This window comes from Alkalicoccobacillus plakortidis (genome assembly GCF_023703085.1).
GTDB classification, from domain to species: domain Bacteria; phylum Bacillota; class Bacilli; order Bacillales; family Bacillaceae_D; genus Alkalicoccobacillus; species Alkalicoccobacillus plakortidis.
Genome location: NZ_JAMQJY010000001.1, coordinates 2,637,222 through 2,654,506, shown reverse-complemented (window position 1 = coordinate 2,654,506; position 17,285 = coordinate 2,637,222). Strand labels below are relative to the sequence as shown.

Annotated in this window: 10 protein-coding genes and 3 rRNA genes; 1 reads left to right on the top strand and 12 read right to left on the bottom strand. The window is 43.6% G+C overall.

The genetic code is table 11. From position 1 onward, the window contains the following. Positions 1-72: 72 nt before the first annotated feature. From rrf to dnaA, 12 genes are all read right to left on the bottom strand, one after another. Positions 73-188 (bottom strand): 5S ribosomal RNA (rrf, locus tag NDM98_RS13880). Between the two features lie 235 nt (positions 189-423). Then, positions 424-3,358: ribosomal RNA gene (locus NDM98_RS13875) — 23S ribosomal RNA — on the bottom strand. Between the two features lie 242 nt (positions 3,359-3,600). Further along, positions 3,601-5,154, bottom strand: a 16S ribosomal RNA gene (locus NDM98_RS13870). Together the 16S, 23S and 5S rRNA genes form the textbook arrangement of a ribosomal RNA operon. Before the next feature lie 280 nt (positions 5,155-5,434). Beyond that, positions 5,435-6,229: an HD-GYP domain-containing protein gene (locus tag NDM98_RS13865; protein WP_251608642.1), complete on the bottom strand. Its 795-nt coding sequence runs from the start codon at positions 6,227-6,229 to the stop codon at positions 5,435-5,437. Continuing rightward, positions 6,172-6,531 (bottom strand): hypothetical protein, encoded by a 360-nt coding sequence (locus tag NDM98_RS13860; RefSeq protein WP_251608640.1) that lies wholly within the window; start codon positions 6,529-6,531, stop codon positions 6,172-6,174. The genes NDM98_RS13865 and NDM98_RS13860 overlap by 58 nt, the downstream gene beginning before the upstream one ends. A 148-nt stretch (positions 6,532-6,679) precedes the next feature. Further along, a complete protein-coding gene (gyrA, locus tag NDM98_RS13855; protein WP_251608638.1) occupies positions 6,680-9,205 on the bottom strand; it encodes a DNA gyrase subunit A in 2,526 nt (841 codons plus the stop codon). 41 nt (positions 9,206-9,246) lie between these two features. Continuing rightward, entirely contained in the window at positions 9,247-11,187 is a 1,941-nt protein-coding gene (gene gyrB, locus NDM98_RS13850; RefSeq protein ID WP_251608636.1) for a DNA topoisomerase (ATP-hydrolyzing) subunit B, read from the bottom strand. A 36-nt stretch (positions 11,188-11,223) separates the two neighbouring features. Then, on the bottom strand, positions 11,224-11,484 hold the full coding sequence (gene remB, locus NDM98_RS13845; protein WP_285803929.1) for an extracellular matrix regulator RemB: 261 nt from the start codon (positions 11,482-11,484) through the stop codon (positions 11,224-11,226). 39 nt (positions 11,485-11,523) lie between these two features. Next, entirely contained in the window at positions 11,524-12,645 is a 1,122-nt protein-coding gene (gene recF, locus NDM98_RS13840; RefSeq protein ID WP_251608630.1) for a DNA replication/repair protein RecF, read from the bottom strand. Then, complete coding sequence (gene yaaA / locus NDM98_RS13835) at positions 12,632-12,871, bottom strand: S4 domain-containing protein YaaA (RefSeq protein ID WP_251608627.1); 240 nt, start codon at positions 12,869-12,871, stop codon at positions 12,632-12,634. The genes recF and yaaA overlap by 14 nt, the downstream gene beginning before the upstream one ends. A gap of 173 nt (positions 12,872-13,044) precedes the next feature. Further along, a complete protein-coding gene (gene dnaN / locus NDM98_RS13830) occupies positions 13,045-14,184 on the bottom strand; it encodes a DNA polymerase III subunit beta (RefSeq protein ID WP_251608624.1) in 1,140 nt (379 codons plus the stop codon). A 165-nt stretch (positions 14,185-14,349) separates the two neighbouring features. Beyond that, positions 14,350-15,702, bottom strand: coding sequence for a chromosomal replication initiator protein DnaA (gene dnaA / locus NDM98_RS13825; protein WP_251608622.1), 1,353 nt, complete (start codon positions 15,700-15,702; stop codon positions 14,350-14,352). Between the two features lie 1,303 nt (positions 15,703-17,005). Between dnaA and rpmH the strand changes: the two genes are divergently transcribed. Further along, the gene (gene rpmH, locus NDM98_RS13820) at positions 17,006-17,143 is read left to right on the top strand and encodes a 50S ribosomal protein L34 (protein WP_203087546.1); all 138 of its coding nucleotides are present in this window, start codon (positions 17,006-17,008) and stop codon (positions 17,141-17,143) included. Positions 17,144-17,285: the final 142 nt, after the last annotated feature.

The following is a 17,285-nucleotide window of genomic DNA, read 5'->3' as shown; positions in this document are numbered from 1 at the left end:
CTGCACTATCCGGATACACAAAAAACCCCTTCATCCAATGGGTTAACCATCAGATGAAGGGGTTCTTAAAGTGCCCGGCAACGTTCTACTCTCGCAGGGGGAAGCCCCCAACTACCATTGACGCAGAAGAGCTTAACGGCCGTGTTCGGCATGGGAACGGGTGTGACCTCTTCGCTATTGCTACCGGACTATGCCTGGACGGCCAATCATCGGCGCGCTTCTTCGTCCACTTCGTCTTGTCACTCCGTCACGTATGAAGATACGCTCCTTCGTTCCAATCCTTGTGTCCTCGAATCACTTGATGCTTGTTGTCCATCTTGAGAAAAGATTCTCTCAAAACCAAATCGTGCCCACAGGAGGAGGAATTCACCGAAGTGACTTCTTCTTCCTGTTTCTATGCTACTCACACTGTCTTTCACCATGTTGGATAAGTCCTCGACCGATTAGTATCTGTCCGCTCCACGTGTTGCCACGCTTCCACTCCAGACCTATCAACCTCATCATCTCTAAGGGGTCTTACTGGCTTACGCCATGGGAAATCTCATCTTGAGGGGGGCTTCATGCTTAGATGCTTTCAGCACTTATCCCGTCCACACGTAGCTACCCAAGCGATGCTCCTGGCGGAACAACTGGTACACCAGCGGTGTGTCCATCCCGGTCCTCTCGTACTAAGGACAGCTCCTCTCAAATTTCCTGCGCCCGCGACGGATAGGGACCGAACTGTCTCACGACGTTCTGAACCCAGCTCGCGTGCCGCTTTAATGGGCGAACAGCCCAACCCTTGGGACCTACTTCAGCCCCAGGATGCGACGAGCCGACATCGAGGTGCCAAACCTCCCCGTCGATATGGACTCTTGGGGGAGATAAGCCTGTTATCCCCAGGGTAGCTTTTATCCGTTGAGCGACGGCCCTTCCATTCGGCACCGCCGGATCACTAAGCCCGACTTTCGTCCCTGCTCGACTTGTAGGTCTCGCAGTCAAGCTCCCTTATGCCTTTGCACTCTTCGAATGATTTCCAACCATTCTGAGGGAACCTTTGGGCGCCTCCGTTACTGTTTAGGAGGCGACCGCCCCAGTCAAACTGCCCACCTGACAATGTCCCTGACCCGGATCACGGGTCGAGGTTAGAATGTCAGCACCGTCAGGGTAGTATCCCACCAATGCCTCCACCGAAGCTGGCGCTCCGGTTTCAAAGGCTCCTACCTATCCTGTACAAACGATACCAACATCCACTATCAGGCTACAGTAAAGCTCCATGGGGTCTTTCCGTCCTGTCGCGGGTAACCTGCATCTTCACAGGTACTATAATTTCACCGGGTCTCTCGTTGAGACAGTATCCAAATCGTTACACCATTCGTGCGGGTCGGAACTTACCCGACAAGGAATTTCGCTACCTTAGGACCGTTATAGTTACGGCCGCCGTTTACTGGGGCTTCAATTCAGAGCTTCTCCCGAAGGATAACCCCTCCTCTTAACCTTCCAGCACCGGGCAGGTGTCAGCCCCTATACTTCGCCTTGCGGCTTCGCAGAGACCTGTGTTTTTGCTAAACAGTCGCTTGGATCTTTTCACTGCGGCTCTCTCGGGCTTGCACCCTAATAGAGCACCCCTTCTCCCGAAGTTACGGGGTCATTTTGCCGAGTTCCTTAACGAGAGTTCTCCCGCGCGTCTTAGAATTCTCTTCTCGCCTACCTGTGTCGGTTTGCGGTACGGGCACCTTCCACCTCGCTAGAGGCTTTTCTAGGCAGCGGAGGATCAGGGACTTCGGTACTAAATTTCCCTCGCTATCACTGCTCAGCCGAACGGAAAGCGGATTTGCCTACTTTCCAGCCTAACAGCTTAGACGCGCATATCCATCAGCGCGCTCACCCTACCTTTCTGCGTCCCCCCATTACTCAAACGGTGGAGAGGTGGTACAGGAATATCAACCTGTTGTCCATCGCCTACGCTTTTCAGCCTCGGCTTAGGTCCCGACTGACCCTGAGCGGACGAGCCTTCCTCAGGAAACCTTGGGCTTTCGACGGAGGGGATTCTCACCCCTCTTTTCGCTACTCATACCGGCATTCTCACTTCCAAGCACTCCACTAGTCCTCACGATCTAGCTTCGCTGTCCTTGGAACGCTCCCCTACCACGAACACCTAAGGTGTTCATCCATAGCTTCGGTGATACGTTTAGCCCCGTTACATTTTCGGCGCAGAGTCACTCGACCAGTGAGCTATTACGCACTCTTTAAATGGTGGCTGCTTCTAAGCCAACATCCTGGTTGTCTGGGCAACTCCACATCCTTTGCCACTTAACGTATACTTTGGGACCTTAGCTGATGGTCTGGGCTGTTTCCCTCTTGACTACGGATCTTAGCACTCGCAGTCTGACTCCCGAGGATAAGTACTTGGCATTCGGAGTTTGACTGAATTCGGTAATCCTGTGGGGACCCCTCGTCCAATCAGTGCTCTACCTCCAAGACTCTTCCCTCGAGGCTAGCCCTAAAGCTATTTCGGGGAGAACCAGCTATTTCCGAGTTCGATTGGCATTTCACCCCTACCCACACCTCATCCCCGCATTTTTCAACATGCGTGGGTTCGGGCCTCCATTCAGTGTTACCTGAACTTCACCCTGGACATGGGTAGATCACTCGGTTTCGGGTCTACGACGGCGTACTCAAATCGCCCTATTCAGACTCGCTTTCGCTACGGCTCCGCCTCATCAGCTTAACCTTGCACGACATCGTAACTCGCCGGTTCATTCTACAAAAGGCACGCCATCACCCGTTAATGGGCTCTGACTAGTTGTAGGCACACGGTTTCAGGATCTCTTTCACTCCCCTTCCGGGGTGCTTTTCACCTTTCCCTCACGGTACTGGTTCACTATCGGTCACTAGGTAGTATTTAGCCTTGGGAGATGGTCCTCCCGGATTCCGACGGGGTTTCACGTGTCCCGCCGTACTCAGGATACACTCCGGAGGAAACGAAGTTTCGGCTACGGGGTTGTTACCCTCTTTGACGCATCTTTCCAGATGCTTCACCTACTCCGTTTCTTTATGACTCCAATGGAATGTCCTACAACCCCTGAAGGCAAGCCTTCAGGTTTGGGCTCTTTCCGTTTCGCTCGCCGCTACTCAGGAAATCGATTTTTCTTTCTCTTCCTCCGGGTACTTAGATGTTTCAGTTCCCCGGGTCTGCCTCCTCGTATCCTATGTATTCAGATACGGGTACCATTCGATTAAAAATGGTGGGTTCCCCCATTCGGATATCCTCGGATCAAAGCTCACTTACAGCTCCCCGAGGCGTTTCGCCGTTCGTCGCGTCCTTCTTCGGCTCCTAGTGCCAAGGCATTCACCGTGCGCCCTTTCTAACTTAACCAATTTGATTTCAGGTCATCTGACGATGCCATTCATCAAGTATGGTGTATATAAAGACTCGCTCACATCTATAGAGATGATTGCGTTGTGTGTGTTTTGCATTGCACGATTTAGTTTTCAAAGAACCATTGCCCACAAAAAAGTGGGTTCAGAATGAACGAAGTTCATTCAAAACCGAACAAAAGCCAAAGCGTATTCACATCAGGCGAACCTGTGTGATCGACTAGAAGTATTACTCCCTAGAAAGGAGGTGATCCAGCCGCACCTTCCGATACGGCTACCTTGTTACGACTTCACCCCAATCATCTGTCCCACCTTCGGCGGCTTGGCTCCAAAAGGTTACCTCACCGACTTCGGGTGTTACAAACTCTCGTGGTGTGACGGGCGGTGTGTACAAGGCCCGGGAACGTATTCACCGCGGCATGCTGATCCGCGATTACTAGCAATTCCAGCTTCATGCAGGCGAGTTGCAGCCTACAATCCGAACTGAGAATGGCTTTATGGGATTGGCTTCACCTCGCGGCTTCGCAACCCTTTGTACCATCCATTGTAGCACGTGTGTAGCCCAGGTCATAAGGGGCATGATGATTTGACGTCATCCCCACCTTCCTCCGGTTTGTCACCGGCAGTCACCTTAGAGTGCCCAACTAAATGCTGGCAACTAAGGTCAAGGGTTGCGCTCGTTGCGGGACTTAACCCAACATCTCACGACACGAGCTGACGACAACCATGCACCACCTGTCACTTTGCCCCCGAAGGGGAAGCTCTGTCTCCAGAGTGGTCAAAGGATGTCAAGACCTGGTAAGGTTCTTCGCGTTGCTTCGAATTAAACCACATGCTCCACTGCTTGTGCGGGCCCCCGTCAATTCCTTTGAGTTTCAGCCTTGCGGCCGTACTCCCCAGGCGGAGTGCTTAATGTGTTAACTTCGGCACTACGGGCATCGAAACCCCTAACACCTAGCACTCATCGTTTACGGCGTGGACTACCAGGGTATCTAATCCTGTTTGCTCCCCACGCTTTCGCGCCTCAGCGTCAGTTACAGACCAGAGAGTCGCCTTCGCCACTGGTGTTCCTCCACATATCTACGCATTTCACCGCTACACGTGGAATTCCACTCTCCTCTTCTGTACTCAAGCCTCCCAGTTTCCAATGACCGCTTGCGGTTGAGCCGCAAGATTTCACATCAGACTTAAAAGGCCGCCTGCGCGCGCTTTACGCCCAATAATTCCGGACAACGCTTGCCACCTACGTATTACCGCGGCTGCTGGCACGTAGTTAGCCGTGGCTTTCTGATGAGGTACCGTCAAGGTACCGCCCTGTTCGAACGGTACGTGTTCTTCCCTCATAACAGAGCTTTACGAGCCGAAACCCTTCATCACTCACGCGGCGTTGCTCCGTCAGACTTTCGTCCATTGCGGAAGATTCCCTACTGCTGCCTCCCGTAGGAGTCTGGGCCGTGTCTCAGTCCCAGTGTGGCCGATCACCCTCTCAGGTCGGCTACGCATCGTCGCCTTGGGGAGCCATTACCTCTCCAACTAGCTAATGCGCCGCGGGCCCATCTCACCGTGAGAGCCCGAAGGCCCTCTTTTAATCTTGCACCAGGAGGTGCTAGATATTATCCGGTATTAGCCCCGGTTTCCCGGAGTTATCCCAGTCGATAAGGCAGGTTGCCCACGTGTTACTCACCCGTCCGCCGCTAACGTTTTTGAAGCAAGCTTCAAAAACGTCCGCTCGACTTGCATGTATTAGGCACGCCGCAAGCGTTCGTCCTGAGCCAGGATCAAACTCTCCATAAAAGTGGTGAGTTGATTGCTCAACTGTTGGCGTTGATGTCTCCATCAACTTTCCAATTGCGCAGTGTTACCTGCGACTTTTTTGTTACTAATGAGATATCATGTATCTCTTCGTACGCTTGGCTTTTGTTCAGTTTTCAAAGAACTTGTTTGTCGCTGTTTGCGACTTAACTAATGTAACATTTTCTGACGAGTAAGTCAATCAAAAGTTTCATTTAATTTTCAAACTCAAATGTTTACGCGTCGTTTAAGACAAGAATTAGTATAGCATATGATAATCAAATTAGACAAGCATTTTTTTATTCCAATTTAAAATTTCTTCAATGTATAGTTGCAAACTCTGCTGAAGGTTAATAATATCTCCGGATTTGGCCAGTTTTATCATCGGTCTAGTTAGATCCTGAGGAGTTATAAAGACAATATCTCCAACTTCTTCTGTATTTAAACGAACCGTTGCTCCTACTGAAAATTGGAGTAGCAAATCTGTTAAAGCAAGAACGGCCGGAATATTTAATGGGCCAAATGTTTGGCGACGCATTTCTTCCAAAATATAATAGATAGAATGTTTAGCCCGATACTGCCTCTCAGAAGACATCGCATGATAGACATCAGCAACTGCGATAATCTCACTATATGGATGTAACTTGCTTTTCTCAATACCGAATGGGTACCCTTCACTATCTGCACGTTCATGATGCTGCAGAATAGCCAACTGAACAGCAACAGTTAATCCTTTAGCTTCTTTTATCATCTTATAGCTATATACAGGATGTTTTTTAATTTCATCGTACTCTAGCTCAGTTAGAGGACCACTTTTGTCCAAGATACCTGGTGAGATCTTAGCCATCCCAATATCCGCTAATAAGCCTGCTAGACCGATTTGAATCCACTCTTTCTTATCATATTGCATTTTATGGGCTAGAGCAGCTGCGATCAATCCTACGGAAACAGCATGATGGTAGCGATAATCTTTTGTAAAAGAGTATTCATGAAGAGTAAGTAATTGATCTGGATTCTGAATCACACCTTCAAATAAAGGAACCATAACTGTTCGCAGTTCATAAACAGCAACAGGCATACCTGCTTGCCATGATTCAAAATGTCTTTTAAAAACACGAACTGCCTCATTGTATCTATAAAAAAAGAAGGGTTCACTTCATCTGCATCTGGTTCTACTTCTGATAAATCGGCCGGATGAAATGAATCACCATCTGCAAGCGCATATTCAATATCAATCTCTTTAATAGAAAATGCTTTTAAGAAAGCAAGATGTGTTTCTTTTAGCACGGTATGACTTTTGATTAAAGGGGTTGGTGCTAAACTATAGATATCTGTTTTGACGATACAGCCTTCTTGTAATGCTTGTACAGGAACGATCATACAAATTCTCTCCAATCTATCGGTCAATTCTTAATCAATACTTTAGAACTAGATCTATTATCCTTTATTATACGATATTATTTTTAAATGGGAAATATTAATATAAAATACATAAAAAAAACCGACCTGCATAGGTCGGTTTTACTAGTTATTCTTCAGTTTGTTCATCTGTCGCTTCAGAAGTGTCTTCTTTTCCTTCAGTGGCTTGTTCTTGCATAGCCTCTTCTTCAAGAAGCTCTTCCACCTCGTCATCTTCAATATCAACTCGGGCAACTGTTGCTACCTCTTCACCCTCATTCACACGAATCAGTTTAACACCTTGTGTATTTCGTCCTGTTTGAGAAATTGGTTCAACTTGGGTACGAATAATAACACCGCTAGCTGTAATGATCATGATATCACTTTCTAGCGATACCACTTTAAGAGAAACAAGTGCGCCGGTTTTGTCAGTGATATTAGATGTCTTAATTCCTTTACCGCCACGGTTCTGAATGCGGTATTCATCAATTTGAGTACGTTTCCCGTACCCTTTCTCAGATACAATTAAGACGTCCTGATCCTTCACAACAACATCCATACCAACAACATGATCCTCATTGGACAACGTGATGCCTTTTACGCCCCCAGCAGTTCGACCCATTAGTCGTACATCATCCTCATGGAAACGAATCGCCATTCCTTGACGTGTACCAATGATAATCTCTTCATCTCCACCTGTAAGCCTTACACCGTGTAGCTCGTCTTCACCTCGGAGATTAATGGCAAACAAACCGCCTTTTCGGATATTAGCAAACGCCGAAAGCTGAGTTCGTTTGGCAATTCCTTCTTTGGTTAAGAAGAATAGATAAGAGTCATCATTAAATTCTTCAATTGGAATAACCGTACTAATAAATTCACCCTGTTCGATCTGAAGCAGGTTAATAATCGGAATTCCTTTAGCCGTTCTACCTAACTCAGGAATCTCATAGCCTTTTAAACGATAAACCTTTCCTTTGTTCGTAAAGAAAAGAATCGTATGGTGTGTGTTTGTTGTAAATAGATGCGAAACAAAGTCATTATCATTTGTTCCCATCGCCTGAATTCCTTTTCCTCCACGTTTTTGGTTCTTATACGTAGAAATAGGCAGGCGTTTAATATATCCGTTATGGCTAAGTGTAATGATGATATTTTGACGAGCAATTAAGTCTTCATCCTCAAGATGATCTTCACTCATCGAAATAATCGTACGACGCTCATCATTAAAGCGTTCTTTTACTGCAGTTAGTTCTTCACGGATAATCTCAAGAACCTTATACTCATTCTCAAGAATCTCTTTTAATTCAGCAATACGCTGCTGCAGTTCATTATATTCGCCTTCAATTTTATCTCTCTCTAAGCCAGTTAATCGTTGTAGACGCATATCTAGAATGGCTTGAGATTGGTCATAGCTTAATTCAAATCGTTCCATTAAGCCATTTCTCGCAATTTCCGTCGTTTGTGAGGCACGGATCAAGCTGATGACTTCATCAAGATGGTCTAATGCAATACGTAAACCTTCTAAAATATGTGCACGAGCCTCTGCTTTTTTCAGTTCAAAAGCAGTTCTTCTACGAGTAACAACAATCTGGTGGTCAAGATATTCTTCAAGACATTCTTTTAAATTTAAAACTTTTGGACGTCCACCAACAAGAGCTAGTAGGTTAATACCGAAGCTAGATTGAAGAGCTGTTTGTTTGTGTAAGTTGTTTAGCAATACATTGGCATTGGCATCTCTTCTTACTTCAATCACAATCCGCATTCCGGTACGATCGGATTCATCACGTAAATCTGTAATTCCTTCAATCTTCTTATCACGTACAAGCTCCGCAATCTTCTCAATCAAACGGGCTTTATTCACTTGATAAGGAAGCTCTGTCACGATAATACGTTGTTTTCCGTTATGGTCTTCAATTTCTGTTTTGGCTCGTAGTGTAATAGAACCTCGTCCCGTTTGATAAGCTCGTCTAATACCGGAACGACCTAGAATTTCTGCTCCAGTTGGAAAATCTGGTCCTGGAATGTATTCCATTAATTCTGCAATATCAATTTCACGGTTCTCAGATAAAGCCAAAACTCCATCAATGACTTCGCCTAGTTGGTGTGGGGGAATGTTTGTTGCCATTCCGACAGCAATCCCGGACGTACCGTTTACTAGTAAATTCGGGAACCTTGCGGGCATGACTACTGGCTCTTGTTCAGATCCATCATAGTTATCCTGAAAGTCAATGGTGTCTTTGTTAATATCTCGAACCAATTCCATTGAGATCTTCGACATTTTTGCTTCTGTATAACGCATTGCAGCCGCTGAATCTCCATCAACCGAACCAAAGTTTCCGTGCCCATCAACGAGCATATAACGGTAACTGAAATCCTGAGCCATACGTACCATCGTTTCATAAACGGCTGAATCACCATGCGGGTGATACTTACCAATAACATCTCCAACAATACGAGCCGACTTCTTGTATGCCTTATCGGGAGTCATACCTAAATCATTCATCGCATACAAAATACGGCGATGAACTGGCTTGAGTCCGTCTCTAGCATCTGGAAGTGCACGGCTGACAATAACACTCATTGCATAATCCATAAAGGATGTTTGCATCTCTTGGCCTATATTAATTTCTGTAATGTTTGATTGATTCTGTTCAGCCATTTGTTACCCCTCCATCAGAGCTGTTGCATTTTTCTACCCGTTTACACATCAAGATTTTTTACGTATTGGGCATTTTCCTGTATAAAATCACGTCTTGGTTCTACTCGGTCACCCATTAAGACATCAAAAATCTCATCTGCTTTTATTGCATCTGCAAGTGTAACCTGCATCATGCTACGTGTTTCCGGGTTCATTGTTGTATCCCACAGCTGTTCCGGATTCATCTCACCAAGACCCTTGTATCGTTGAATCCCTATCTTAGAACGATCTGAGAAGGTTTTTAACAATTCATCTAGTTCTCGGTCATTATACGTATAAAAGTCCTGCTTACCCTGTGACACTTTATACAGTGGCGGTTGAGCGATGTATACATAACCATGTTCAATAACTGGACGCATATAACGGTAAAGGAACGTGAGCAGCAATGTACGAATGTGCGCACCATCTACATCAGCATCTGTCATGAGGATAAGTTTGTGATATCGTGCTTTTGAGATATCAAATTCATCACCGATTCCAGTACCGAGTGCAGTAATGATTGTTCTAATTTCATTATTCGCCAAAATTTTATCCAGGCGAGCCTTTTCAACGTTAATTATTTTTCCTCGCAAAGGCAGAATCGCTTGAAAATGCCGGCTTCGACCTTGTTTAGCAGATCCTCCTGCCGAGTCACCCTCTACGATGTATAACTCACTGATGGTGGCATCCTTAGACGCACAATCCGCTAATTTCCCTGGAAGCGAACTTACTTCGAGTGCACTTTTACGACGAGTTAGTTCTCTTGCTTTTTTGGCTGCCTCTCTTGCTCTTGAAGCCATTAAGCCTTTTTCAACAACCTTACGTGCAACTTGAGGGTTCTCAATGAGAAAACGTGCAAAGTGCTCACTGAATAGTGAGTCTGTAATCGTTCTTGCTTCACTGTTACCTAGCTTGGTTTTTGTTTGTCCTTCAAACTGCGGATCAGGAATTTTCACGGAAACAATGGCCGTTAAGCCTTCACGAACATCTTCACCTGTTAGATTAGGATCACTTTCCTTAAACAAGCTATTTTTACGAGCATAATCATTAATGACACGAGTTAGGCCAGTCTTAAAGCCTGATTCATGTGTGCCACCTTCATGAGTATTAATATTATTGGCAAATGAATAGATATTGCTGACAAATCCATCATTGTATTGAACAGCCACTTCAACGGTCATTCCATCCTTTTCACTTTCAATATGGATGGGTTCAGGGTGAAGAACTTCTTTTGAACGATTTAAATGTTCTACAAATGAACCAATACCACCCTCATAAAAATAAGTGGATTCTTTTTCTTTCTCTTCACGTGTATCTTTTATGTGAATAGTTAACCCTTTATTTAGGAACGCTAATTCACGTAATCTTGAAGCTAATGTCTCAAAATCATACTCTTGTGTTTCTTTGAAAATTTCATCGTCTGGTTTAAAACTAATAACTGTTCCAGTTTTGTCCGTTTCACCTACAACCGCTAGATCAGCAGAAGGAACCCCACGCTCGTACTTTTGATAGTGGATCTTTCCTCCGAGATGAACATTCACCTCTAAGTATGTAGATAACGCGTTTACAACAGAAGCTCCAACACCATGTAGTCCACCAGAAACCTTATATCCGCCGCCGCCAAACTTACCACCGGCGTGAAGAACCGTCATAATAACCTCTACTGCAGGGCGACCCATTTTTTCTTGAATCCCAACTGGAATGCCGCGTCCGTTATCTTCAACCGTGATACTGTTATCCGGTTCAATGGTTACGGTGATTGTGTCACAATGACCTGCCATTGCTTCATCAATACTATTATCTACAATCTCCCAAACCAAATGATGCAGTCCTCGACCACTTGTCGAACCAATATACATACCAGGACGCTTACGGACAGCCTCTAAACCTTCTAGTACCTGTATCTGACTTTCATCATAGGATTGCTCTGTTTGTTGTTCACTGCTCACTTGCTTCACCTTCATTCCCAATTATCTTAACCATCACTCAGCTAAATGGTTTTAAACTATATCTTCTTTAATGCCAGCATCGGTTAGTGCTCGTTTGTTTAATGTGACAGATGAAACTGGAGAGTAATATATAACATGATCAGTAATAATGACGGATTTCACAAGATCCGGAGTGATCGTAATTGAACTTGCAGCATCAGCCTTTTCTAAAAAGGCCATTGTTTCTTCGGGCACCTCATTTTCTTCATACTGGAGAATGGCAATGATTTCATTTGCACGAATCATTACGTCTCCTCCCAAGTGAATAAACATGATTTCACCTCAACACTCTTTTTTTTACTCATAGAATCATCATGAAGTAGTAGGACGTAATTGAATATGGCCCAACTTCACTTCAAAAACCTCAGCATTCTCTAAAGCCTTCTGATGAACACCAGCTAATCCGGTCGTCGTTACAAATGTCTGTACTTTTCTCTGTATTGTCTCTAGCAGATGAGATTGCCGATAATCATCTAACTCAGAAAGCACATCATCTAGTAACAAAACCGGGTATTCTCCTACTTCTTCTTTGATGAGCTCTATCTCAGCAAGCTTAAGAGCAAGTGCTGTTGTTCGTTGTTGTCCTTGAGAGCCATAGCTTTGAACATCTTTTTCATTGACTAAAAAACCAATATCTTCACGATGAGGTCCAAATAAGGTTGTTCCTCTTATCTGCTCTTTGTCTTTTTTCTGTTTGTACACCGCATGTAGTCTTTCTTTTAGGGTCGACAAGTTTAAGTCTTCTGATACCTCTACCGTTGAAAGATAGATAAGCTTTAGCTCTTCTGTGCCACGGGAGATGTCAAAATGAATCGTTTCTGCCCATTTCTGCAGCTTCTGAAGGAACACAGCCCGTCTCTTTATCAGCTCGGCACCAGTATCAATTAATTGTTCAGTCAAGATCTCCAAGCATATCGGGAGCTGGTTCTTGTGCCAATCTCGTAAAAGTGAATTACGCTGTTGCAGGATTTTCTGATAACGGCTGCTGTGGTGAAGATAGATCGGACTTATCTGGCCAAGCTCCATGTCCATAAAGCGCCTTCTCCCTTGAGGACTCCCTTTGACCAAGTGCAGGTCTTCAGGGGCAAACATAACGACATTAAGAGCCCCGACGTACTCACTGAGGCGTCGTTGCTCCAACCCATTAAGTTTCACTTTTTTCCCTTTGCTTGAGATCGTTAAGTCCAACGTTAACTTGTTTCGGCGTGTCTGTGCCTCACCACAGATGCCGGCGTAATCCTGCCCCCAACTAATTAATTCTTTATCCTTAGCAGTGCGATGTGATTTAGCCATCGCCAACACATAAATAGCTTCGAGCACATTGGTTTTCCCCTGCGCATTATCTCCTACGAACACATGAACCTGCTTATTAAATTCAAGCTCTGCTTCTGCATAGTTGCGGTAATGCTTAAGCGATAACTTATTGACCCTCATCTTCCTTCTCCTCGGTCCACGCAATTTCGATGGTTGTGCCATCATGGAGCTTGATTATATCGCCCGCTCGTAGCTTTTTGCCTCGGCGGTTCTCTGGCTCCTCGTTCACAATCACTTCATATTCGCTTAGATACCATTTTGCCATCCCACCTGTGTCAATTGCCCCTGACTCTTTTAGCATTTGTCCAAGAGTGATATACGGAGTTGAGATTTTTAGCACGTCCATCTTGTACCTCTTTTCCTCCCTCAATGTTCGAGGGTCATAAGAAAGGGAAGACAGCAAGTCATAGAGAGTTGCTGTCTTCTTGTTCCGTTCAATTTACATACATTCTCTATTATCTATTGTACTAGACCAACGTCTTCTAGCCAAGTCCAATCTTAAAAGTAAGACACATAGACCTAGTATGTACGTACTGGAGAGAATAGGTGCAGATAGTGATCATGGTCAGTTGGTCTAACAACAAATGCACTCATCGCTCCTGTGAACATAATATTAACTTTTTCACTATCGATAACCTTTAATGCATCAATGACAATTTTTCCGTTAAATGAAATTCTCATCTCTTCTCCCTCTTGGTCCGAGGTTGCCAGATCCTCTGTTACTTTTCCGATTTCAGGAGAAACAGATGTAATTTCAATTTGCTGATCGTTAAGAGTTTTAAGTGTCACCACATTATTTTTACCGTCTGAAAGCAATAATGCTCTTTCTAACGTCTGCAATAACGATTTTGTTTGTACAGAAAATGTAGTCTTTGAATGAGTTGGAATCATGCTGCTTGTTACTGGGTATTTCCCATCAAGTAGTCTTGAGAAAAATAACGTATGACCCAATTTAAAAAGAATTTGGTTTTCTGTGACAACAACCTCTGTTAGCTCATCGTTATCCTCTAGAATTCTACTTAACTCTGTTAGGCTCTTCCCTGGAATAACAACATTCTCAAACGTCAGCTCCTGATCATTTCGTTCAACCGATGATTTTCTCATAGCCAAGCGTCTGCTATCTGTTGCAGTACAGATCAACTCACCTTTTTCGATCTCAAGGTTTACACCTGTCAACACAGGACGTGTTTCCTGAGTGGACACTGCAAAGACAGTTTGTCTAATAATGTTTTTTAGCATATCTTGAGGCAATCGGAAAACCAGATCCTCTTCAAGCTGTGGAAGGCGCGGATACTCTTCGGGATCTAAGCCATTTAGTGTAAAGACGGAGGAACCTGAACGAATCGTTGCACTCAGTTGATCTTGTACACTAATTTCAATTTGTTCTCCTGGTAATTTCTTCACAATTTCCGCAAAGAAACGCGCTTGTAGAACGATACTTCCCTCTTGCTTAATTTCTACAAGATGAAGATCTTCTTCCTCTGTTGGTATAAAGGTTTCAATCGAGATATCAGAATCGCTGCCTGTTAAAGTGATTCCTTCATTTGTGGCAACAATCTTCATTCCAGTTAAAATCGGAATCGTTGTTCTAGAAGAAACCGCCTTGGCAACGTTTTGAACATCATGAACAAAACGATTTCTTTCAATGACAAAATGCATGACAAATAGCTCCTTTAAAATCATTATTTATGGTTTTAAAAATAGTATTAATAGTAATAGGGGCTGTGAATTTGTGGATAAGTGAATGTACTCTATACCAAACGGGTTATACACATGTGGGTAAACTGTGTGTAACGGTGCTTACTTTACCCACACTGTGCACAGTCACGAGCCGCGAAGTTGTTCTGTGATCGCTTGGACTTTTTGTTGTAAGTCTTCATCTGTACCAAGTAATCTTGAAATTTTTTCGTGAGCATGAATGACGGTTGTATGATCACGTCCGCCAAATTCACTCCCTATTTTAGGTAAGGATGAATCCGTTAACTCACGAGATAGATACATCGCAATTTGCCGTGGAAATGCAACGGATTTTGTTCGTTTTTTTGCTTTAAAATCATCTAGTTTAACTTGATAATAGTCGCCAACTAGCTTTTGAATGTCAATGATCGTAAGCATTTTTGGCTTTGAATTTGGAATAATATCTTTTAGAGCTTCTGCTGCCAAATCTGCGTTCATATCTTTGTTAATGAGGGACGAATACGCAACAACACGAATAAGGGCGCCTTCTAGCTCTCGTATATTTGTGTCGATTTGATTCGCAATATATAACATGACTTCATTTGGAATATCTAAGTTCTCGGCCTTCGCTTTTTTTCTTAAAATCGCAATCCTCGTTTCGAGGTCCGGAGGCGTAATATCTGTAATAAGACCCCACTCAAAACGTGAACGAAGACGGTCCTCAAGCGTAGGAATTTCCTTAGGAGGACGGTCACTTGAGATCACAATTTGTTTTGATTCCTCATGAAGTGCATTAAATGTATGGAAGAACTCCTCTTGTGTCTGTTCCTTACCTGCTAGGAACTGGATGTCATCAATAAGTAATACATCAACATTGCGATACTTATTGCGGAAGTTCACTGCTTTGTTATCACGAATGGAATTAATAAATTCATTCGTGAATTTCTCTGAAGATAAGTAGACTACATTTGCTTTTGGATTATGCTCCATGACATAGTGGCCGATCGCATGCATTAAATGCGTTTTCCCCAGACCAACTCCACCATAAATAAACAATGGATTATAAGCTTTTGCCGGTGCTTCAGCTACAGCAAGAGATGCAGCGTGAGCAAAGCGGTTTCCAGATCCAATAACAAACGTATTAAATGTGTATTTGCCATTTAGCATTGTCCGACTTGAAATATCATCAGCAGCATCTGCTTGTGGTATTTTTTTAGGTGGCTGCTCGACTAATAAGTCATCCACAGACTCATTTTGCGGAATGACAAACTTCGGTGTCAGTCTAGACCCCGTTAAGTTCTCGATTGTATCAGAAGTTAAACTGGCGTAGTGATCCTCTAACCAGTCACGCGCAAACTCATTAGGAGCAGTGACGGTAATGACATCGTTTTGAATCACATTGGCTTTTGTCGATTTCAGCCATGTCTCAAAGCTAGGCTTACTCACCTTTGTCTCCATTTCAGAGAGGACCCGTTCCCACAGGTCGTGAATGTTTTCCAAGTTTAAACCTCCTTTTTCCCAGTGTTACAAGTAGTGTAGACACAGAAAAGACCTGTTACGGCCTTTAGTTAAGATTGATTGTATATGTTTTGTACAACGCTTATAATGACGATGAATATTTATTCACCGGTGAATAAAATGTGGAAAGATAATAGTATAGTAGAAAATCATCAAAAAAGAAATAGTAAACAAGCCTGTGGAAAAAATAATCCGCAGAAAAAAACCTGTCCACAACTTTACCCACAGGCTGTGGACAGGATAGAGTGTTTGAATAGCTATCCACGAGTTAAAACAATATAATCATAGCAAAATAAACCTTTTACCGCAATGGTTTGTTAGGTTTATCCACAAAGTACAGCATCTTGTGTTTTATTTTTGTCCACAACACAAGATATGTGAGTAAGCTGTCGATGAGTCGGAGGATAAGTCGAAATATGTCTTTTAAAGTTGTCCACAGTGTTTTGAAAAGAGGGAGAAGAGGATGTGGGTATTAAAAGTGAGGCGGAAATTTAAAATTGTGTTGGCGAAAAAATGAATGGAACTTTATTTTTTGCAAGATGGAAATGAAGAAGTTTGCTAATGGGAGGATCCGTTCAGGAATTTTTGCTGGTGAAGAGGAATGAAATGAAATGTTAGATGAAGGAGCAATGTTCTTTAAAATAAGTAGAGGTATCCAAATATATTGGGACGTGATTTTTAAAATGAAGATAATCACTTTCTCTCCTTATTCAGACGAGCACCGTGAAACGACTGCTATAGGGAGTTTGCTAAAAAAATATAGGTATCGTGTTTTGGGGAAAGGTTCATCTACCTTGCTAAAGAGAGCGAGTTCTTGTAGAAAGATTCATTTATCTTGTTAAAAAGGTCTGCTCTTGGTAATTGATATATCTAGCTTGTTAAAGAGTGCGTGCTCTTGGAGGAAAGTTCATCTACCTTGCTAAAGAGAGCATGTTCTTGGAAATAGATTCATCTAGCTTGCTTATGATGTTACCTCTCTTGGTAACGCTATATTGGTCTTGCTGATCCTTCCGTAGTTCTTAGTGAAATAATGATTTTTCTTAGCGACAGACCAATTCTTCTTGGTAAACCTCACTCCATTTAGTGCACCAGCGACTTCGTTTCTCTTTCAACTTTTCATTCCTTCACTAACAAAACTTGCCGACAAGCATGATGAGAGTGTATAATAAGATGTTGACAATCGTGTAATTTTGATCTTGACAATAGCTAATGATTTTCTATATAATTTACAGGACTGTCTTACAGCCAGAATTTTTTAATGAGCAATCCGCAGGGGGTGTAATAAATGGGTAAACCAACCTTTCAGCCAAATAACCGTAAGCGTAAAAAGAAGCATGGTTTTCGTGCAAGAATGAGCACTAAGAACGGTCGTAAAGTTCTAGCGCGTCGTCGTCAAAAAGGAAGAAAAGTATTGTCTGCATAAAACCGCTGAGAAGCCAGTGATAAGCAACTTCAGATTATTGGACTTGCTTTGCGCATGCTTGAACTTTCTTTTTGAAGGGGCATATTGGCAGAACGCGGCAAGTATCGACATCTGAGACCACTGGTAGACAGTGGTCTTTTTT

Coding starts and splice junctions, on each gene's coding strand:
- NDM98_RS13865 (WP_251608642.1), bottom strand. CDS start 6,229: ATGCCTGTTGCTGTTTATGAACTGCGAACAGTTATGGTTCCTTTATTT.
- NDM98_RS13860 (WP_251608640.1), bottom strand. CDS start 6,531: ATGATCGTTCCTGTACAAGCATTACAAGAAGGCTGTATCGTCAAAACA.
- gyrA (WP_251608638.1), bottom strand. CDS start 9,205: ATGGCTGAACAGAATCAATCAAACATTACAGAAATTAATATAGGCCAA.
- gyrB (WP_251608636.1), bottom strand. CDS start 11,187: ATGAAGGTGAAGCAAGTGAGCAGTGAACAACAAACAGAGCAATCCTAT.
- remB (WP_285803929.1), bottom strand. CDS start 11,484: ATGTTTATTCACTTGGGAGGAGACGTAATGATTCGTGCAAATGAAATC.
- recF (WP_251608630.1), bottom strand. CDS start 12,645: ATGAGGGTCAATAAGTTATCGCTTAAGCATTACCGCAACTATGCAGAA.
- yaaA (WP_251608627.1), bottom strand. CDS start 12,871: ATGGACGTGCTAAAAATCTCAACTCCGTATATCACTCTTGGACAAATG.
- dnaN (WP_251608624.1), bottom strand. CDS start 14,184: ATGCATTTTGTCATTGAAAGAAATCGTTTTGTTCATGATGTTCAAAAC.
- rpmH (WP_203087546.1), top strand. CDS start 17,006: ATGGGTAAACCAACCTTTCAGCCAAATAACCGTAAGCGTAAAAAGAAG.